The following is a 19256-nucleotide window of genomic DNA, read 5'->3' as shown; positions in this document are numbered from 1 at the left end:
ATGACCGCTTCTGCTGCGCCGGCCCGGGTCCATCGCCCGTGGCTAGGTATCCTGTTCATGGGCATTGCCTGCGCGCTGTTCCCGATCATGAATGGATTGGTGAAGCTTCTCAGCGCAAGTTATCACTTCGAGGAAGTGGTCTGGGCCAGGGTCGTTTCGCATCTGGTCCTGATCGTGCTGATCTTCCTTCCTCGCCGCGGGTGGGCGCTGTTCCGGACCCGGCAGCCCATCTCCCAGTTCATCTGCTCGATGACCTTGCTGGCTTCGACGTTCTTCTTCTTCGGCGCCGTAAAGTATGTCGGCGTGGCCGAGGCGATCGCCATTTCTTTCATCGCGCCACTGGCGGTCGTATTCCTGGCCTGGCCGCTGCTGGGCGAACGGATCACGGCGATGCGCCTGGCGGCCGTCGCCGTGGGCTTCACCGGCGTTCTCATCGTCATTCGGCCCGGCAGTTCGGTCTTCCAGTGGGCGTCGCTGATGATCGTCGCCAGCGCCATTGCCTACGCGATCTATCAGATCTTCATTCGTCGTGTGGCCGGGCTCGATCATCCATCGACCACGGTGTTCTACAGCGCCTTTGGCAGCACGATCGTGATGAGCCTGGTGGTCCCGTTCGTCTGGCGAACGCCCGACAATCTGAAGGATGCGCTGCTCCTGTCATCGCTCGGCCTGTTCGGCGGAATCGGGCACTATTGCGTGGCGCGGGCCATGACCTATGCGCCGGCGAACTTCATCGCGCCGTTCAATTACACTCAGATGATCGGATCGGTCATCGTGGGCTATATGCTGTTCGACGAGATTCCCGACCTGTACACCTGGATCGGCAGCGCGGTGATCATCGCCGCCGGCTTGATGGTCGGGTTGCGCAGTCGCGCCAAACCCAAGACCTGACCGTAAAGGAGGAACGATGCCTTATCTCGTTGCCGCCGATCTGCCCCAGGCGCCGGCCGGAGCGCGCTTCCGCGCGTTGCTCCAGCGTCCCGGAATCCTGCAAATGCCGGGGACGCATAACGGACTCGCGGCGCTACAGGCCAGGCAGGCCGGGTTCGAGGCGCTCTACCTTTCAGGTGCCGCGATGTCGGCGTCGATGGGCTTGCCGGATCTCGGTGTCATTACTGTCGACGAAGTCTGCTTTTTCATCCGCCAGGTGGCGAGGGCGGGCGGCCTGCCATTGCTGGTCGACGGCGACACCGGTTACGGCGAAGCGCTGAATGTGATGCACATGGTCAGGGCCTTCGAGGAAGCAGGTGCGGCGGCCGTCCATATCGAGGACCAGCTTCTTCCCAAGAAGTGCGGGCATCTCAACGACAAGAAGCTTGCCGACCCCGCAGACATGGCAGCCAAGGTCGCAGCGGCCCGCAAGGCACGACGCGATCTTATCGTCGTCGCGCGCACAGACGCCGCGGCGAGCGAGGGCATCGACGGTGCCGTTGCCCGGGCGCGGCGCTATCTCGACGCCGGCGCCGATGCGATCTTTCCCGAAGCGCTTACCAACGCCGAGATGTTCAGGGCCTTCGCCAAGGCGATGCCGGGCGTGAACCTGCTCGCCAACATGACCGAATTTGGTCGCACGCCGTTCTTCACGGCAAGCGAGTTCGAGGCGATGGGCTACAAGATGGTGATATGGCCGGTGTCGGCCTTTCGCGTCGCCAACAAGGCCCAAGCGAAACTCTACGCCGCGCTACGACGCGACGGTGGAACCCAGAACATGCTCGATCAGATGCAGACGCGCGCCGAGCTCTACGAGACGATCGACTATCATGAATACGAGGCGCTGGATGCCTCGATCGTGGCGACCGTCGTGCCCCAAGGGATGCCGCAGCGCTAAACTCTGCCGGGCCTCGTTGCTCAAGCCCGGCAGCTATAGATGGCCAGCAAGCCGATCGGATCAGATACCGAGGGCTGACAGGTTTGGTGCCCGTCGATGGAAATCCGTCGCGTCCTGGAAGGCTTTGCCGAGGCGGAGGACATCTCGCTCGGCAAAGGGCTTGCCGACGATCTGGATGCCAAGAGGCAAGCCGTCGGACTGGCCTGAAGGCATCGCCAGGCTGCACAGGCCCAGGTAGTTGGCCGGCCGGGTCAGATAGCCGGGAATGGGCGAGGCCTCGTCGACATCTGCCAGAGGGATTGCTGGCACGGCCACAGTCGGCATGAGGATCGCGTCGTAGCTTCGGAACCAGTCGGCAAAGCTTCGCCGCCGGTCGGCCATGGCGCGAATTTCCTCGGCGTAGGCGCCCGGCGCCAGTTGCTTGGCCGCCAAAGCGCGTCCACGCACTCCCGAACCGATCGCCTTGGTCGAGTCCTCGATATAGCCGCGATGAAGCGAGAAGGCCTCGGAGGCGATGATCGTTCCGGCCGGCCGCGAGAGATCGAAATACCAGTCCGGCAGCTTCACCGCCTCGACGGTCGCCCCCAGGCCCTCGAAGGTGCGGGCTGCTGTCTGCCACGCCTGGGCGACATGCGGATGCATGAATTCCGGAAGCTGGCGTGAATCGGGCAACGCCAGTCGCATGCCCTCGATCGAGGCCGGCCTGGTGGCGAGAGTGAAATCCTCCAACGGCTGGCCCAGCGTCATCGGATCGCGTGCATCCGGGGCGGCAAGAGCGTTGAGGAGGAGGGCGCAATCCTCGACCGACCGCGCCATCGGGCCGATCGAATCGAGTGTCCAACTCAGCAACATGGTGCCCGATAGTCCGATGCGGCCATAGGTGACCTTGAGACCGACGAGGCCGTTGAAGGCTGACGGAATACGGACCGAACCGCCGGTATCGCTGCCGATTCCGGCCGGCACCAGTCGCGCCGCGACAGCAACGCCCGTGCCGCTCGATGAACCGCCGGGGACTCGGTGGGTCTGCAGGTCCCACGGATTCCAGGGTGCTCCCATGAGAGGGTTGGTGCCCCAGCCGCCGAACGCGAATTCCACCATGTGGAGCTTGCCGAGCGGTATCATGCCGGCGGCCGTCAGGCGCTCGACCGTGTTCGATGTTTCGGTCGCCTTCCGCGCCTCGTACATCTTCGAACCGCCGGTGCCGATTCGGCCGGCAATGTCGCAAAGATCCTTGTAGGCGATCGGCAAACCGTGCAGCGATCCAAGGGGGAATCCCGACGACCGAGCTGTATCTGCGGCCTCGGCAAGTGCCCGGGCTTCCTTGGCATAGACCTCGGTAAAGGCATGCAGCTTCGCATCGGCTTTGGCGATACGCGCCAGCAGGGCATCGACGAGTTCACGCGAGGAAAACCGCTTGGCGGAAAGGCCGGCGGCAAGTTCGGTCAGGGTGAGAGCGTGTAACGCAGACATCAGTAGGTCGCCCGCCCGCCAGACAGATCGAAGGTCGCACCCGTGGCAAAGGTGCAAAGTGGCGAGGCGAGCCAGGCTACCATCTCGGCAACCTCGCCCACTTCGCCGAAACGGTTCATCGGGATCTTGGAAAGCATGTATTGAATATGCTGCTCGGTCATCTGGCTGAACAACTCCGTCTTCACAACCGCCGGTGCCACGCAGTTCACCAGCACGCCCGAAGTAGCAAGTTCCTTGCCGAGTGATTTGGTCAGGCCGATCACGCCGGCCTTCGAGGCGGAATAGGCTGAGGCATTGGGATTGCCTTCCTTGCCCGCGACCGAGGCGATGTTGACGATACGGCCCCAGCCTCGTTGCGCCATGCCGGATGCCAAGGCGCGGTTGCACAGGAACACGCCGGTGAGATTGATGTCGATCACCTGGCGCCAGGCATCGACCGGATATTGGATGACCGTCGTATTCGGTCCGGTGATGCCGGCACTGGCAACGAGGATATCGGGCGAGGCCAGTTCCCGTTCGGTAACGGCAAGGGCGTTATTGATCGACTCTTCGCTGGTCACATCGACTTCGACGGCGATCGCGTCTCCAAGCTCCTTGGCCGATTGCTGGGCACGAGCCAGATCACGGTCCCATAAGGCCACCCGCCCGCCGCCCGCAGCGATCCTGGCGGCGCAGGCCAGACCGATGCCACGCGCGCCGCCGGTGACAACCGCCGCACGCCCCTTGAACAGCCCGTCTGTCATGGTTACCTCCCAAATGCTTGAATTAGCGGCCGTTTCCAACCATACCGGCCTGTCCGCTCATCCGCTACACTTAGCCGCCAAAGCGTCCCAGGAGTCCTATGCCGTCGCCCATGCCGGCGTCGATTGACGCCACTATCGAGCTTTTGAAAGCCGGCGATTACATCGCCGACCGAAGTCTTGCTACCGTTCTCTACCTTGCGCTCAAGCTCGGGCGTCCGTTGTTCTGCGAGGGCGAGGCGGGCGTCGGCAAGACCGAGATCGCCAAAGTGCTGGCGAGTACGCTGAAACGACCGCTTATCCGACTTCAGTGCTACGAAGGTCTCGATGTGTCGTCTGCGGTGTACGAGTGGAATTACTCGCGCCAGATGATCGAGATCAGGCTCGCGGAAGCCCAGGGCGTGCACGACCGCAGCGAGCTCGAATCGGACATCTTCAACGAACGTTTCCTCATCCGGCGGCCACTGCTCGATGCCCTGCGGCCGCATGCGGAGGGCGCTCCGATCCTGTTGATCGACGAACTCGATCGCACGGATGAGCCGTTCGAGGCCTATCTGCTGGAAGTGTTGTCCGACTTCCAGGTCACCATTCCGGAACTCGGCACGGTCAAGGCGGCGCAAACGCCGATCGTCATCATCACATCCAACCGGACGCGCGAAATCCACGACGCCTTGAAGCGGCGCTGCTTCTATCACTGGGTGGATTATCCGGACCTCAGGCGCGAACTTGAGATTCTCAGGGTCAAGGCACCGGGAGCAAGTGAACGCCTGTCCCGGCAAGTCGTCGGCTTTGTCCAGGAACTGCGCAAGCTCGATCTCTTCAAGTCGCCGGGCGTCGCCGAGTCGATCGACTGGGCAACGGCTCTCTCGGAGTTGAATGCTCTCGATCTCGATCCCAAGACCATCAACGACACGCTCGGCGTGCTGTTGAAGTATCAGGACGACATCCAGCGTCTGCAGGGCTCGGAAGCGGCCGAGATTCTGCGCAAGGTCAAGGCCGACATCGCCGCCCAGCCGTTGGGCTGAGGGGGCACGAATGGATGCGCTGCCACCTGCTGCGGCGCCGGGACGTGGCGATCGTCCAGCCGGGGACAAGCTCGCCACCAACATCGTGCACTTCGCGCGGACCCTTCGCTCGGCCGGCCTTCGGGTAGGACCTGGTCAGGTATTGCGCGCCATCGAGGCTGTCGAGGCGGCCGGTCTGACCAAGCGGGACGACTTTTACTGGACGCTTCATTCGGTGTTCGTGAACCGGCGCGATCAACGAGAGATCTTCGATCAGGCGTTTCATGTCTATTGGCGCAACCCACGTCTTCTCGAGAAGATGATGGAGATGCTGCTGCCGCAGATCGGCGTCCCGTCCGACCAGGATAATCGCAAGCAATTGAGCCGGCGACTTCAGGAGGCGCTGCAGCCGGGCCAGGGAGAGGCTCCGCAAGAGGACAACGAGCCGCCGAAGGTCGAAGTCGAAGCGACATTTACCGTTTCGGACCGGGAAGTCCTGCAGCATCGCGATTTCGAGCAGATGAGCCAGGCCGAGATCGACGAAGCGCTTCGTGCCATTTCCCGCCTGCGGCTGCCGGTTCCAGAGCGGCGTACCCGTCGCTACCGACCTGCGCGGCGCGGCCCGCGAGTGGATTTTCGAGGATCGCTGCGCCGTGCCCTGCGCCCCGAAGGGCTGATCGAATTGCGCAGGCGGCAGCCCCGTCTTCGACCGCCGCCGTTGGTCATCCTTTGCGACATCTCGGGGTCGATGGCGCGCTATACGCGCATGTTCCTGCATTTCATGCACGCCATCACCAACGACCGCGACCGGGTATTCTGCTTCACCTTCGGGACGCGGCTGAACAATGTGACCCGCGCGCTGCGCAATCGTGACGTCGACATCGCCCTGCAAAAGGCCTCGGCCCAGGTGGAGGATTGGTCCGGTGGGACGCGGATCGGCCAGGCCCTACACGAATTCAACAATCGCTGGTCCCGACGCGTCCTGGGGCAGGGCGCCGTGGTATTGTTGATCACCGATGGCCTCGATCGCGAGGGTGCCGCCGGGCTGGGCGAGGAGATGGAGCGTCTCCAGAAGTCGTGTAGCCGCCTGATCTGGCTCAACCCGCTCTTGAGATATGGCGGTTACGAGCCCAAATCCCAAGGCAACAAGGCGATGTTGCCGTTCGTCGACGAATTCCGGCCGGTGCATAATCTGGAAAGCCTGGGCGGATTGATCGCGGCACTGGATGCAAGGCCTCACGCTGCGGACAAGCGGCTCGCCGGTTGGCAGACCGAATTGCGCAAGGAGTAGACGATGAGCGATGCGCTGGAAGTCCTGGATCAGGTCGGCAAATGGAAGGCAGCGGGCAAAGGCGTTGCCATTGCCACGGTTATCACTACGTGGGGATCGTCCCCGCGTCCTGTCGGCAGCCAGCTTGGCGTCGACGATAGCGGTGCCATGGTCGGCTCCGTATCGGGCGGTTGCATCGAGGGCGCCGTGGTCAAGGAGGCGCTGGCATCGATCGCCGACGGCAAACCGCGGCTGCTCGATTTTGGCGTCACGGACGAGCAGGCGTGGGACGTCGGTCTCGCCTGCGGCGGCAAGGTGCAGGTGTTCGTCGAGAAGGTGAACTGATCCGATGAAAAGCGAAACGCTAGCGGCACTCCAGGAAGCCCGAAGCAAGCGCCAGGCTGTGGTTCTGGCGACTCGGCTCGAGGATGCGGCGGAGGCCCTGATCTATCTGGACCGCGCGGTGGGCGAGCTCTCGGCCGACACGGCAGTGGTGACAGCGGCGCGGCGGGCCATCGCCATTGGACGCAGCGACACCGTCGAACTCGGTGGCCAGAAGATCTTCCTGAACGTCTATGTGCCGCCGGCCCGGCTGATCATCGTGGGCGCCGTCCATATCGCTCAATCCCTGGCACCGATGGCTTCGCTTCTGGACTTCGACGTGACCGTCATCGATCCACGGCGGGCGTTCGCGACAGATGCCCGTTTCCCGGGGGTGAAGGTCCTGCAGGAATGGGCCGACGAAGCCTTCGAGAAGATAGGACTCGACGTTTCGACGGCGGTCGTAACCCTGACGCACGATCCGAAACTCGACGATCCGGCACTCGAGGCCGCGCTGAAGTCAGATGTCTTCTACATTGGCGCCCTGGGCAGCAAGCGAACCCATGCCAAGCGCAAGGACCGGCTTGCCGAGGTTGGAATTTCTGAGGATCAGTTCGCGCGTATCCACGGGCCGGTCGGCCTCAATATCGGCGCGAAGTCACCGGCGGAGATCGCCGTATCGATCCTCGGACAAATCATCGAGGTGCGGGCGCGCCGGCTGGAGGCGCTTGCCGCCCCAAAGGCAGCGGCGGCGTGAAGTTCGGCGAGACCCCGATCGATGAGGCCAACGGCGCCATCCTGGCGCATAGCTGGCGCGCGAACGGGATCAATTTTGCCAAAGGTCGCATGCTGTCGCCGGACGACGTGGCGAAGCTGAAAGCGGCGGGTGTAGCCAGCGTCGTGGCCGCCCGCCTCGATGACGACGACATTCACGAAGACGAGGCTGCAGCGACCGTAGCCAAGGCCTTGGCCGGGGAGGGCATAGAAGTCACCGCGCCCTTCACGGGACGGTGCAACCACTTCGCTCGCGAAGCCGGATTGGCGGTCATCGATGCCGAGCGGATCGATGCGTTGAACGAACTCGACGAGTCGGTGACAGTAGCGACTTTGCCGGCTTTTACGCGCGTGACGCCTCGTCAGATGGTGGCGACCGTCAAGATCATTCCGTACGGCGCGCCGCGCTCGGCTGTTGCGCGGGCGGTCGATGTCGCGAAAGCTGCCAACCGGCCCCTGGTCTCGGTCGCGCCGTTTCGAGCCATGCGCGTGGGCCTGGTGCAGACCCAACTCCCGGGCACACGGGAAAAGGTGCTGGATAAGGCTGTCGGCACGACCGGCAAGCGGCTGACAGCGCTGGGCAGCAGCCTCGTCGGCGAGCGCCGTTGCGCGCACGATGCCGTCGCTATTGCGACAGCTCTGAACGATCTCAAGGCGCGAGGCTGCGACCTGTTTCTGGTGGCGGGCGCATCGGCCATCGTCGATCGACACGACGTCGTGCCGTCGGGCATCGAGCAGGCCGGCGGCAAGGTCACGCACTTCGGCATGCCCGTTGATCCGGGCAACTTGCTCCTGACCGGCGAGCTGGATGGCAAGCCCGTGTTGGGATTGCCGGGCTGCGCCAAGTCTCCGAAGTACAATGGTTTCGACATGGTTCTCGAGCGCCTCGCCGCAGGATTGGCAGTCGGCAGGGCCGAGATCGTGCGCATGGGGGCGGGCGGACTGCTGGCGGAAATCTCCACGCGTCCACAGCCGCGTGGCGAAGGCGATCATGAGGAAGGCGGACCGCAGCAGGCCCCGCGCGTGGCGATAATCCTGCTGGCAGCCGGTCGGTCGACCCGCATGGGTGGTCCCAACAAGCTTCTCGCCGATGCCAAGGGTATGCCGTTGGTCGTGCATGCTGTCACGGCCGCGCTTGCATCGCAGGCGACCGAAGTGGTTGTCGTGCTTGGCCATATGGCGGCCGAGGTGAAGGCCGTAATCGAGCAGGCAGCGCCTGCAGGATCGAAGATCCGCTTTGTCACCAACCCGGATTTTGCGTCCGGGCTCAGCACTTCGGTTCGCACCGGCATCGGCAGTCTCGGCAAGGAAATCGATGCGGCCGTGGTTCAACTCGGGGACATGCCGGGCGTGAATGCGCCGTTGCTCGATCGTCTGATTGCTGCGTTCAGTCCGGTGGAAGGCCGCTCGATCTGCGTTCCGACCGTCGGCGGCAAGCGCGGCAATCCTGTCCTGTGGGATCGGCGGTTCTTTGCGGAAATGGCCAATCTGGCCGGCGATAGCGGGGCCAAGCACCTGATCGGTGAACATGCCGATCTGGTCTGCGAGGTCGAGATGACCGGAGAGGCGGCCGTCACGGATATCGATACGCCGGAGGCGCTGGCGACCTGGAGGGCGCGGAGCGAGGCATGAGTTTCGATCTCGGAATCCTTCGGGCACAGTTTCCGATCCTGGCGCAGGCCGTCAACGGACATCCGCTGCATTATCTCGACAATGGCGCTTCGGCCCAAACGCCCCTGACCGTCCTCGACGCGGTACGCCACTACGAGACCACGTCACGGGCCAATGTGGTCCGGGGTGTCCATGTCCTGGCCGAGCGCGCGACCGAGGCCTATGAAAATGCCCGGGCAGAAGTGGCAACCTTCCTCGGCGTCGAACCAAACGAGATCGTCTTCACGGGCGGCTGTACGGCGGCCATCAATCTTGTCGCCTACTCCTACGGCTCGCTGCTGGCGCCTGGTGATCGCATCCTGCTGTCGGAGCTGGAGCACCATTCGAACATCGTTCCCTGGCAGCTGCTGCGCTCCCGCAGCGGTATCGAACTCGATGTCCTGCCGGTGACGGAAGAGGGGCGGATCGATCTGTCGGCCTTGCCGCGAAAGCTGACGCCGCGCACGAAGCTGATATCTCTGGCTCACGTTTCCAACGTGACCGGCGCGGCGCTGGATGTGAAGCAGGTGGTGGAGGCCGCCCACAGTATCGGCGCCAAGGTGATGCTGGATGGAGCCCAGCGCGCCCCTCACGGTCCTCTCGATCTCGAGTCGCTCGGCGTCGATTTCTACGTCTTCGCAGGTCACAAGGTCTATGGACCGAACGGCGTAGGAATCCTGTGGGCCAAGCGCGACCTCCTGGAGGCGATGCCGCCGTTCCATGGCGGCGGATCCATGATCGGCCGTGTGACTTTCGCGGAGACGACGTGGGCGCCACCGCCGCGTCGGTTCGAGGCCGGAACACCGCCAATCGGTCCCGCAATCGGCCTTGGCGCGGCCTGCAAATGGATGCGCGGCCTGGATTGGACGGCTGTCCATGCTCATGAGATGGCGCTTACCCAGCGAGCCATGGACGGGCTGCAGAAGATCAGCGGCACGCGCCTATTGGGGCCACAGAGCTTGCAGGATCGCTATCCGGTCGTGTCGTTCTCGCTGGACGGGGTCCATACGCACGACGTGGCGCAGGTGCTCGACTCGTTCGGCGTGGCTGTCAGGGCGGGGCATCATTGCGCGCAGCCCTTGATGGATCATTTCGACCTTGCCGGGACAACCCGCGTTTCCATCGCTCCGTATAACGACAGCGGCGACATCGATGCGATGCTGACCGGCGTCGAGCACGCGGCGAAGACATTGCGATGAGCGACCAGCTGTATCAGGAACGCATTGTCGCCTTGGCCAAGGCCAAGATCGGCGCCGGCAAGCTCGCTGCTCCAACCAAATCCGTGCGTCGCGACAATCCGCTGTGTGGAGATCGCGTCACGGTCGACGTGACGCTCGACGAGCACGGGAAGATCAAGGAGATCGCGCATCAGGTCCGGGGGTGTCTGCTATGTCAGGCCTCGGCATCAGCCCTGGCATCGGTCGCTGTGGGACGCGATGCCGCCGGGGTCGCTGTTCTCCGGCACGATGCCGAACGGGCCCTAGGGCGGGAAAGCGGGGAGGCTCACGAACCGTTCTCGGCCTTCGAGCCTGTCCGCGAGCACAAGTCGCGACAGGAATGCGTGCTGCTGCCGTTCGAGGCGCTCAAGGACGCCCTTTCCTGAAGTTTCCGTCGGCCTGCCGCCGTTGTGTCATAGTTGCCGGGCAGCTTTGACGTGCATCGGAATGGGGAGAGTGCATGCGACACTTGCTGACCGTCATCGCCCTGGTCGGCGTCTGGGCGCTGCCCACTTTTGCATCGGCCCAGGACCTCATCCTCAAGAGGGTCATGCTTTCGTCGGGCGGGTTGGGATATTTCGAGTACGAAGCGTCCGTCGATGGCGAAGCGAAGCTCAAACTTACCGTGCCGCTCGATCAGGTGGATGACGTTCTCAAGAGCCTCGTCGTCTATGACGACAAGGGCAATGTCGGCGGGCTGAGCCTTCCCGGTCGCGATCCGCTCAAGCAGCTTTTCAAGGATCTCCCGTTCGATCAGGCCGCCTTGGATAGTCCGGCGGCGTTGTTGAGCGCATTGAAGGGGACGGAGATTTCCGTCCGTGGCAGCCGCGTGATCACCGGCAGGATCGTGGCCGTCGATGAGGACAACGTTCCTGGCGCCGACAACAGGCCCGCTGCCAAGCGTACGCGGGTCACGCTGATGACGGATGGCGGCCTGCAGCAGTTCATCCTCGAGGACGCGGAGAACCTGCAGTTTGTCGATCCGGCGCTGCGCGACCGGTTGGGACAGGCATTGCTCGATATTCAGGCCAATCGTGCCAAGGACGCTCGCACGCTCGATCTGTCGGTTCGGGGCGAAGGAACGCGCACCGTCCGCGTCGCCTATATCGTCGCGGTGCCGGTCTGGAAGACGTCGTATCGGCTTACTCTTCCGCCGGATGCGGGAACGCCCCGGGTCGCGGTGCAGGGCTGGGCAACGCTCGAGAACATGAGCGGGAGGGATTGGAAGGACGTCGAACTCACTCTGGCGTCGGGGCGACCCGTGGCATTCCATCAAGCGCTCTACGAGGCCTATTACGCCCACCGGCCGGAAATCCCGGTCGAGGTCGCGGGCCGGCTGATGCCGAGTGTCGATCACGGCGGCGTGGCCGCGGAGGCGGCTCCAGCGCCTCCGCCTGCGGCCGTGCCGGGCATGCGTCTTCAGGCGCCCAAGGCAATGACTGCAGCTCCGGCGATGGCAGCCGCGGCCGATCAGCTCGAAGCCAACGAAGCGGCGACCCAGGTGACGTTCAAGTTCCCGCGGCCTGTGAGCGTCGCCAATGGGCGCACGCTGTCGATCCCCATTCTCGATCGCGAGATGACGGGCCAAAGGATCGCGCTGTACCAGCCCGAGACGGCGGCCCGGAATCCTCTGGCCGCTGTGCGCCTCACGAACGAAGGCGAAACCGGCCTCCCGCCAGGCATCCTGACGATCTACCAGCGCGGGAAGTCCAACGAGATCACTTACGTCGGCGATGCCCGGCTGTCGGCGATGCCAATTGGCGAAACGCGCCTGCTGCCTTACGCGCTCGATGAGAAGATCACGATCGAGCGCGAGGCCGGACAGAGTGAGCGGGTCGCGAGCGGATCGATCGTGAACGGCATCCTGCGCTATGCCCGGATCGGGCGACAAACGACGACCTATCGTATCCGGGGGCCAGCCCGCGAAACACGTGATCTGATCGTCACCGAGCGGCGACTGCCCGGCTGGACACTGGTGAAGCCCGAAGCCAAAGGTGTCGAAATCAGCGAGGGCAATTACCGTCTGCTGTTCAAACTCGCGGGCGGTGAACAGACTCAGGTCTTCGATGTCGTCCAGGAGCGGACTCAAGAGCAAGACTTGCGGCTGATCGACGGTGCCGCGGACCAGATTAAGGTCTTTGCCTCGGCCCAGGATTTCGATGCCAAGACACGCGAGGCCTTGACGAAGATCCTGCAATTGCAACAGGCCGTTGCGGAAGCGCAACGTCCGCTGGGCCAGATCGAGGCGCAGCAGCAGCAGCTCGTGCAGGAACAGGCCCGCATCCGGGCCAATCTTGCCAGCGTTCCGGCCAACAGCGACCTGCAGCGTCGCTATTTGAGCATGCTGGACAAGCAGGAGAACGACCTCGACGGGCTGGCAAAGCAGCGAGCCGAGGCCCAGAAGGCGGTCGATGCGGCCCGCGATGCGTTGCGGGCCTATGTCGGTAAGCTCGGCTAACCCCTATCCAGCGCGAAGCGTGCGCACCGCGTCGTCACGCCGGAACAGGTAGAGCAGGGCCCTCAACGCCTCCCCGCGGGGAGTATTGAGGTCGGGATCGCGTTCGATCACGAGACGGGCGTCATCGCGAGCCGCTTCCAGGAGTTCCGCGTGCGCTGCCAAATCGGCCAGGCGCATGTCCGGCAATCCGCTCTGACGCGTGCCCAACAATTCGCCGGCGCCTCGCAGGCGCAGATCTTCCTCGGCGATGCGGAAGCCATCTTCCGTCTCGCGCATGATGGCAAGGCGCGCCTTGGCGGTTTCGCCAAGGGGCTGAGCGTAGAGGAGCAGGCAGGTAGATTTCGCACTGCCTCGCCCGACACGCCCACGCAGCTGATGCAGTTGCGCCAGCCCGAATCGTTCCGCGTGCTCGATGATCATCACCGTTGCGGCCGGCACATCAACGCCGACCTCGATCACGGTCGTTGCAACGAGAATGGAGAGGCGTCCATCGGCAAACGCCGCCATGGTCGCCTCGCGCTCGGCGCCCTTGAGCCGACCATGGACCAATCCGACCTTGCCTGGGAAACGGGCCTGCAGCAGCCGATAGCGCTCCTCTGCATTCGCGAGGTCGACTTCCTCTGATTCCTCGATCAGAGGGCAAACCCAGTAGATGCGGGCACCGTCTGCCACCCTGCGGCTGATGCCCTCAACCACCTCGCCAATGCGCTCGAGCGGTATGGTGCGGGTGTCGATGGGTTGACGCCCCGCCGGTTTCTCCGTGAGCTTGGAGACATCGAGGTCGCCGTAGGCGGCCAGCATAAGGGTGCGCGGGATCGGGGTAGCCGTCATGACGAGCAGGTCGACAGCGTGACTTTTGGACGACAGCGCCATCCGCTGATGCACTCCGAAACGATGCTGTTCATCGACGACGGCCAGGGCGAGGTCGGCAAACTCGACATCTTCCTGCACCAGGGCATGCGTGCCGACGACGATCTGGATCGATCCATCGGCTAATCCGTCGAGCGTGGCCTTCTTTTGCCGCTGCCCGTCCCGTCCCGTCAGCAACGCGAGCTTGACGCCCGCGGCCTCAGCAAGCGGCATGATGGTGGCGTGATGCTGGCGCGCGAGCAGTTCCGTCGGAGCCATGAGAGCGGCCTGTGCCCCCGATTCAACGGCCGTAAGCATGGCCAAGAGGGCGACGAGCGTCTTTCCGCTGCCGACATCGCCTTGCAGGAGCCGAACCATGCGCTCGGGCTTGGCCATGTCTGCCGCGATCTCCGCGACAGCAGCCTTCTGGCTGGATGTCAGCTCAAAGGGCAGCGACGCCCGGGCCCGGGCCTGGAGACGACCATCGCCTTTTGTCGATCGGCCGGCCAGGGTCCGGTTGTGATGCCGGACCAGCGCCACAGCGAGCTGGCTGGCGAGCAGTTCGTCGAAGGCCAGGCGGGCGCGCGCCGGATGCCGTGGCTCCAGGTCGACCTCTTCCGTGGGCGCGTGCGCCTGGGCGAGCGCCGCCTTCCAACTGGGCCATCGCTGGCGGGCGAGATAGGCCGCGTTTTGCCATTCCGGCAGGTCGGGAAGGCGCTCAAGGGCGGCCCCGATGGCCTTCTGCAGCGGCCTCTGCGTCAACCCGGCCGTCAGACCGTATACCGGCTCGACCCGCAGGACCGAGTCCCGCTGGTCCAGGGGCACCACATGGTCAGGATGCGTCATCTGGACCTCGCCCTGGTATATTTCGATCTTGCCGCTCACGACGCGGATATCGCCCGGCGGCAGAAGCTTCTTGAGGTAGTCCTCCCGGCCGTTGAAATAGGTCAGGCAAAGCCGACCAGTCTGGTCCGAGCACCAGATCCGATAAGGCTGCCGGCCGTTGCGCGGCACGAGATGTTCACCGATCGTCACGGTAAGCGTGGCAACGTCTCCAGCCTTGGCCTCAGCGACCGTGGGTGCATTGCGGCGATCGATGAGAGCGAAGGGCAGGTGCCACAGCAGGTCCACGACCAGCGGCCCGGCAAGCTTCTCCACCAGTTTGCCCAAGCGCGGGCCGATCCCGGGAAGGGCCGTGACCTGGGCGAAGAGGGGGGTGAGGCTCTGGGGGCGCATGGGTGCTTTGGTTCCGGGCCCCGTGACTTGGCCACCGCCGCCGCCTATATGCTACGCCCCTTTCACTAGGACCTTGGGGAAAACATGACCGGCGACGCCGAACTGGAGACACGGCGCAAGCGTTTGCTTTATCGCAGTGTCTATCGTGGCAACAAGGAGAACGACATTCTTCTTGGGCAGTTTGCGCGCGCCCATATCGCCGAATTTGGCATCGCCGAACTCGACCAGTACGAGCGCCTTCTGGATACCGGCGATAACGAGATTTTCGACTGGATCACGGGCAAGGTCGAAGTCCCGACCGAGGCCGATACGCCAGTTTTGCGCAAGCTCCTGGCATTTCGGGTGAGGTTCTGAGTGTCATCCCTAGCCGAACGCCTGTCGGTGCTGCATCGGAAGGCCGGAAATTGGACCATCGCCGGCCTACCTGAAGGCGCCGATGCGCTAGTTTTGAGTGAGATCGCCAAGACGACGGGCGGACAGGATATTTTGCACGTGGCGCGCGACGGACAGCGGCTGGAGCGCCTTCAGGATGGGCTGCGCTTCTTCGCCCCTGACCGCGAGGTGCTCGTCTTCCCGGCCTGGGATTGCCTGCCGTACGATCGGCTTTCGCCGCACCCCGACATCGTCGCCGAGCGCCTCGAAACGCTGGCCCGGCTCGCCGCTCCGCGGAAGGCGGGCAGCCCGGCGCGCATTGTCCTTGCCTCGGTTGGAGCGGTCCTGCAGCGCGTGCCGCCACGTGGGTTGTACGCCAGCGCGGCCTCCGTCCTGCGCAAGGGGCAGACGATAGAGGTCGTCGCCCTCACCAAGTTCCTCGGCGAGAACGGCTATGGGCGGGCCGACACCGTCATGGAGCCGGGTGAATTCGCCATTCGCGGCGGCCTGATCGATCTGTTTCCGCCAGGGACATCCGAGCCGCTTCGTCTCGATCTCTTTGGCGACACGATCGAAACGATACGGACCTTCGATCCGATGAGCCAGCTCACGACCGGGGAGCGGGAGGAAATTGCCCTCTTGCCGGTAAGCGAGGTTCTCCTTACGCCAGAGAGCATCGCGCGTTTTCGCAGTGGCTATCGCGAGCTATTCGGCAACGTTGCCGGGGAGGACGTACTCTACGAGGCCGTCTCAGCCGGCCAGCGCCACGTCGGCATGGAACATTGGCTGCCGCTGTTCCACGAACGCCTGGAAACGCTGCTTGATTATTGCCCCGGCGCTATCGCCACCAACGATCATCAACTCAAGGAGGCGCTGGAAGCTCGTCACGAGTTGATCGTCGACTATTACGATGCACGAGAGAAGACCGGCGCCAAGGGCGGCATGACCGGAGGCGGCGACTACAAGCCCCTGCCCCCCGAGCGATTGTACCTCAAGCCATCGCAATGGGAGGCCCTGCTGGAGGGCCGCAGCGTCGTGCAATTCACGACCTTCGACGCTCCGCCGGAGGCGGCCAATGCGGTCGATCTCGGCGGCCGCCGGCATGAGGGATTCGCGCAGGCGCGCACCGCCCAGGGCGTCAACCTGTTCGACAAGGTGACCGAGCACGTAAAAGCAGCCAACGGCGCAGGTCGTCGTGTCGTCATCGCAGGTTATACCGAAGGCTCGGTTTCGCGCCTTCAGCATCTTCTGCAGGAGCACGGTGCCACGACGCCTGTTCCCGTGAAGGACTATGTGACGGTCTTGGGCCTGCCCGCCGGTACCTTGGGCGTCGCCGTGTGGCCGCTCGAGCACGGTTTCGTTCTCGACGACCTGGAAGTCGTCGGCGAGGAAGACATTCTCGGAGATCGCCTGTCGCGGCCCGCCAAGAAGCGTCGACCGTCAGAGCGGTTCATCGCCGAAGCCTCCGCGCTGAGCGATGGCGATCTCGTCGTGCATCGTGAGCATGGGGTTGGACGCTACGAAGGCCTCGTCACACTGGAGATACAGAACGCTCGTCACGATTGCCTGAGGCTCACATACGAGGGCGGCGACAAGCTATTCGTTCCCGTGGAAAATATCGATGTCCTCAGTCGTTACGGCAGCGCGGAGGAGGGGGCACAACTCGACCGCCTCGGGGGAGCTGCCTGGCAATCACGAAAGGCCAAGCTCAAGCAACGTATCGCCGACATGGCGGACCGGCTCATCAAGATCGCGGCCGAGCGTGCGATCAGGCGCGGCGAGACGATGAGTCCGCCGGAAGGCTTGTACGAGGAATTCTGTGCACGCTTCCCTTATGCCGAGACAGACGATCAGCTCCAGGCAATTGCCGATGTGATTGGCGATCTGTCGTCCGGAAAGCCGATGGACCGGCTGGTTTGCGGTGACGTGGGCTTCGGCAAGACGGAAGTTGCCCTGCGTGCAGCCTTTGTCGGAGCGATGTCCGGCAAGCAGGTCGCGGTCATCGGCCCGACCACATTGCTGGCTCGCCAGCACCATCGCACTTTCGTCGAGCGTTTCGGCGGCATGCCGGTGCGCATTGGCCGCCTGTCGCGGCTGGTCAGTGCCAAGGAGGCCAAGGAGACGAAGGCCGGGTTGAAGGACGGGACGATCGATATCGTGGTCGGCACACATGCCCTCCTGGCCAAGGGCATCGAATTCAAGGACCTGGGGCTTCTGATCGTCGACGAGGAACAGCATTTCGGCGTAGCCCACAAGGAGCGGCTGAAGGAATTGCGGGCCGACGTACACGTGCTCACTCTGACCGCGACTCCGATTCCGCGCACCCTGCAACTCGCACTCACCGGCGTCCGGGACATGAGTCTCATTGCCACGCCGCCAGTGGATCGATTGGCGGTTCGGACGTTCGTCACGCCATTCGACGCCGTCACCATTCGCGAGGCGCTGTTGCGCGAACAGTACCGCGGTGGGCAAAGCTTCTATGTCTGTCCGCGCGTCGAGGACCTGAGCATCGTCGCGGAACAGCTGCGCGAGCTCGTGCCCGAGATCCGCATGGCCATGGCGCATGGTCGCCTGCCGCCGACGCAGATCGAAAATACGATGCAGGAATTCATCGACGGTAAGTTCGACGTGCTGCTGTCGACCAATATCGTCGAGAGCGGCCTCGACATCCGCAATGCCAATACGATGATCGTGCATCGCGCGGATATGTTTGGCCTGGCGCAGCTTTACCAGCTCCGCGGCCGCATCGGTCGAGGCAAAACCCGAGCCTACGCCTATCTGACGGTTCCCCCAGGCAAGGCCCTGAGCGAGGCGGCGTCCAAGCGCCTCGAGGTCATGCAGACGCTCGACACACTTGGCGCAGGCTTCCAGCTCGCCAGCCACGACCTCGACATTCGCGGCGCAGGAAACCTGCTGGGCGACGAGCAGTCCGGCCACATTCGCGAAGTGGGGATCGAACTCTATCAGCAGCTCTTGGAAGAGGCGGTCTCCGCCGCTCGAGGGCGGGCTGAAGAAGTGGCCAAGGCCGAATGGTCGCCGCAGCTCAATCTCGGCATTCCGGTGCTCATTCCCGAGGAATATGTGCCCGATCTATCGGTCCGCATGGGGCTGTACCGCCGTCTCGGCAGCCTGACGAACCAGGAAGATATCGACGCCTTTGCGGCGGAACTCGTCGATCGCTTCGGCAAGATGCCCCTGGAGGCGGAATTCCTGCTCAAGACTGTATCGTTGAAATTACTGTGCCGCACGGCATCCGTAGAGAAGATCGACGCTGGCGAGAAGGCGGTGGTGTTCAGTTTCCACGAGAACAAGTTCCCCCGCCCGGACCGGCTGATTGGCTGGATCCAGAAGAACGCGCCTTTGGTGAAAGCTAGGCCCGACCAGCGCGTGATCGTGCAGCGCGTCTGGGGCGACGAGCAGCAGCGACTTTCCGGCGTGACCGGGATCGTTTCCGCGATGGCGAAGCTCGCGGCTTGAGCAGCGGGAGGGCCGTACGTCTGGCGCAACGAAGGAGCCAGTCGCTCAACCGCGTATCGCCCGACGCTCGCGCCAGCACCAGGGCTCCAACCGCGAGGATGGCCACTGTCGTCGCCGATGCGTCCAGTTTGCGCGCGCGGCCCCGGGATAGTTCCTCGATCAGCGCGTACAGCATGTTGGCGTAGGCAAGGCGGGCTGCCAGCGGCGCCCGGGCCACATCGGTTGGGAGGGCAGCCAATGTGCAAGCCTGGGCATTGGCCGTCAGCTGTGTCTTGTCGAAGTAGCGGTTCAACGCCGTCTTCGGATCTGAGGCCCGCAACACGGCCAACAAGCCGTGACCTGCGCCGACCACTTCTGCAAACAGCTGGTCCTTGGACTCGAAATGCGCGTAGAAGGCGCCGCGCGTGAGACCGGCCGCGAGCATGATGTCATCGATGTTTGTCCCGGCATAGCCACGCAAGCGGAACAGGCGAGCGGCATGATCGAAGATTTCGGCCCTCGTCCGGGCCTTCCGGTCAGCGCTGATCGGCATGGTTGCCTTCTGATATGTCGATCAACATATCATATGTCATTCGACATGGATTGTCTGC

General features: G+C 63.8%; 16 protein-coding genes. 12 read left to right on the top strand and 4 right to left on the bottom strand.

Annotation, left to right across the window (positions count from 1 at the left end; genetic code table 11):
• Positions 1-891 (top strand): DMT family transporter, encoded by an 891-nt coding sequence (locus B5D62_RS06630; RefSeq protein ID WP_085932979.1) that lies wholly within the window; start codon positions 1-3, stop codon positions 889-891.
• A 16-nt stretch (positions 892-907) separates the two neighbouring features.
• The gene (prpB, locus tag B5D62_RS06625; RefSeq protein ID WP_085932978.1) at positions 908-1828 is read left to right on the top strand and encodes a methylisocitrate lyase; all 921 of its coding nucleotides are present in this window, start codon (positions 908-910) and stop codon (positions 1826-1828) included.
• 60 nt (positions 1829-1888) lie between these two features.
• Here prpB and B5D62_RS06620 read toward each other — a convergent pair whose 3' ends face one another.
• Both B5D62_RS06620 and B5D62_RS06615 read right to left on the bottom strand, forming a co-directional pair.
• On the bottom strand, positions 1889-3298 hold the full coding sequence (locus B5D62_RS06620; RefSeq protein ID WP_085932977.1) for an amidase: 1410 nt from the start codon (positions 3296-3298) through the stop codon (positions 1889-1891).
• Positions 3298-4041 carry an SDR family NAD(P)-dependent oxidoreductase gene (locus B5D62_RS06615; protein ID WP_085932976.1) on the bottom strand — a complete coding sequence of 248 codons (744 nt, stop codon included), beginning with the start codon at positions 4039-4041 and terminating at the stop codon, positions 3298-3300. Before B5D62_RS06615 ends, B5D62_RS06620 begins: the two co-directional genes overlap by 1 nt.
• Positions 4042-4151: 110 nt before the next feature.
• Between B5D62_RS06615 and B5D62_RS06610 the strand changes: the two genes are divergently transcribed.
• From B5D62_RS06610 to B5D62_RS06575, 8 genes are all read left to right on the top strand, one after another.
• Positions 4152-5063: an AAA family ATPase gene (locus tag B5D62_RS06610; protein ID WP_231714728.1), complete on the top strand. Its 912-nt coding sequence runs from the start codon at positions 4152-4154 to the stop codon at positions 5061-5063.
• Between the two features lie 10 nt (positions 5064-5073).
• Positions 5074-6333 carry a vWA domain-containing protein gene (locus B5D62_RS06605; protein WP_085932974.1) on the top strand — a complete coding sequence of 420 codons (1260 nt, stop codon included), beginning with the start codon at positions 5074-5076 and terminating at the stop codon, positions 6331-6333.
• 3 nt (positions 6334-6336) lie between these two features.
• Positions 6337-6657 (top strand): XdhC family protein, encoded by a 321-nt coding sequence (locus tag B5D62_RS06600; protein WP_085932973.1) that lies wholly within the window; start codon positions 6337-6339, stop codon positions 6655-6657.
• Between the two features lie 4 nt (positions 6658-6661).
• Entirely contained in the window at positions 6662-7390 is a 729-nt protein-coding gene (locus B5D62_RS06595; protein WP_085932972.1) for an XdhC family protein, read from the top strand.
• Complete coding sequence (locus tag B5D62_RS06590) at positions 7387-9039, top strand: NTP transferase domain-containing protein (RefSeq protein WP_085932971.1); 1653 nt, start codon at positions 7387-7389, stop codon at positions 9037-9039. Before B5D62_RS06595 ends, B5D62_RS06590 begins: the two co-directional genes overlap by 4 nt.
• A complete protein-coding gene (locus tag B5D62_RS06585; protein WP_085932970.1) occupies positions 9036-10256 on the top strand; it encodes an aminotransferase class V-fold PLP-dependent enzyme in 1221 nt (406 codons plus the stop codon). Before B5D62_RS06590 ends, B5D62_RS06585 begins: the two co-directional genes overlap by 4 nt.
• On the top strand, positions 10253-10660 hold the full coding sequence (locus B5D62_RS06580) for an iron-sulfur cluster assembly scaffold protein (RefSeq protein ID WP_085932969.1): 408 nt from the start codon (positions 10253-10255) through the stop codon (positions 10658-10660). The genes B5D62_RS06585 and B5D62_RS06580 overlap by 4 nt, the downstream gene beginning before the upstream one ends.
• A 74-nt stretch (positions 10661-10734) precedes the next feature.
• A complete protein-coding gene (locus tag B5D62_RS06575; RefSeq protein ID WP_085932968.1) occupies positions 10735-12732 on the top strand; it encodes a DUF4139 domain-containing protein in 1998 nt (665 codons plus the stop codon).
• A gap of 3 nt (positions 12733-12735) precedes the next feature.
• Here the strand turns inward: B5D62_RS06575 and recG are convergent, their stop codons facing one another.
• Positions 12736-14817 (bottom strand): ATP-dependent DNA helicase RecG, encoded by a 2082-nt coding sequence (gene recG / locus B5D62_RS06570; RefSeq protein WP_085932967.1) that lies wholly within the window; start codon positions 14815-14817, stop codon positions 12736-12738.
• An 84-nt stretch (positions 14818-14901) separates the two neighbouring features.
• On the opposite strand from recG, the gene B5D62_RS06565 reads away from it, so the two are divergent.
• Complete coding sequence (locus tag B5D62_RS06565) at positions 14902-15171, top strand: FAD assembly factor SdhE (protein ID WP_085932966.1); 270 nt, start codon at positions 14902-14904, stop codon at positions 15169-15171.
• Positions 15172-18666 carry a transcription-repair coupling factor gene (gene mfd, locus B5D62_RS06560; protein WP_085932965.1) on the top strand — a complete coding sequence of 1165 codons (3495 nt, stop codon included), beginning with the start codon at positions 15172-15174 and terminating at the stop codon, positions 18664-18666.
• Here the strand turns inward: mfd and B5D62_RS06555 are convergent.
• Positions 18560-19198, bottom strand: coding sequence for a TetR/AcrR family transcriptional regulator (locus B5D62_RS06555; RefSeq protein ID WP_085932964.1), 639 nt, complete (start codon positions 19196-19198; stop codon positions 18560-18562). The genes mfd and B5D62_RS06555 overlap by 107 nt on opposite strands.
• Positions 19199-19256 lie beyond the last annotated feature (58 nt).

It is taken from the genome of Enhydrobacter aerosaccus (genome assembly GCF_900167455.1).
GTDB lineage: Bacteria > Pseudomonadota > Alphaproteobacteria > Reyranellales > Reyranellaceae > Reyranella > Reyranella aerosaccus.
Note: the sequence above shows the minus strand (reverse complement) of the source record. Positions and strands in the feature narration are given on the sequence as shown.

What these genes read in the sequence shown, in the direction of transcription:
- B5D62_RS06600 (WP_085932973.1), top strand. Translation starts at nt 6,337, where the DNA reads ATGAGCGATGCGCTGGAAGTCCTGGATCAGGTCGGCAAATGGAAGGCA.
- B5D62_RS06630 (WP_085932979.1), top strand. Translation starts at nt 1, where the DNA reads ATGACCGCTTCTGCTGCGCCGGCCCGGGTCCATCGCCCGTGGCTAGGT.
- B5D62_RS06565 (WP_085932966.1), top strand. Translation starts at nt 14,902, where the DNA reads ATGACCGGCGACGCCGAACTGGAGACACGGCGCAAGCGTTTGCTTTAT.
- B5D62_RS06580 (WP_085932969.1), top strand. Translation starts at nt 10,253, where the DNA reads ATGAGCGACCAGCTGTATCAGGAACGCATTGTCGCCTTGGCCAAGGCC.
- B5D62_RS06610 (WP_231714728.1), top strand. Translation starts at nt 4,152, where the DNA reads ATGCCGGCGTCGATTGACGCCACTATCGAGCTTTTGAAAGCCGGCGAT.
- B5D62_RS06575 (WP_085932968.1), top strand. Translation starts at nt 10,735, where the DNA reads ATGCGACACTTGCTGACCGTCATCGCCCTGGTCGGCGTCTGGGCGCTG.
- B5D62_RS06605 (WP_085932974.1), top strand. Translation starts at nt 5,074, where the DNA reads ATGGATGCGCTGCCACCTGCTGCGGCGCCGGGACGTGGCGATCGTCCA.
- B5D62_RS06585 (WP_085932970.1), top strand. Translation starts at nt 9,036, where the DNA reads ATGAGTTTCGATCTCGGAATCCTTCGGGCACAGTTTCCGATCCTGGCG.
- B5D62_RS06595 (WP_085932972.1), top strand. Translation starts at nt 6,662, where the DNA reads ATGAAAAGCGAAACGCTAGCGGCACTCCAGGAAGCCCGAAGCAAGCGC.
- B5D62_RS06615 (WP_085932976.1), bottom strand. Translation starts at nt 4,041, where the DNA reads ATGACAGACGGGCTGTTCAAGGGGCGTGCGGCGGTTGTCACCGGCGGC.
- B5D62_RS06555 (WP_085932964.1), bottom strand. Translation starts at nt 19,198, where the DNA reads ATGCCGATCAGCGCTGACCGGAAGGCCCGGACGAGGGCCGAAATCTTC.
- B5D62_RS06620 (WP_085932977.1), bottom strand. Translation starts at nt 3,298, where the DNA reads ATGTCTGCGTTACACGCTCTCACCCTGACCGAACTTGCCGCCGGCCTT.
- recG (WP_085932967.1), bottom strand. Translation starts at nt 14,817, where the DNA reads ATGCGCCCCCAGAGCCTCACCCCCCTCTTCGCCCAGGTCACGGCCCTT.
- prpB (WP_085932978.1), top strand. Translation starts at nt 908, where the DNA reads ATGCCTTATCTCGTTGCCGCCGATCTGCCCCAGGCGCCGGCCGGAGCG.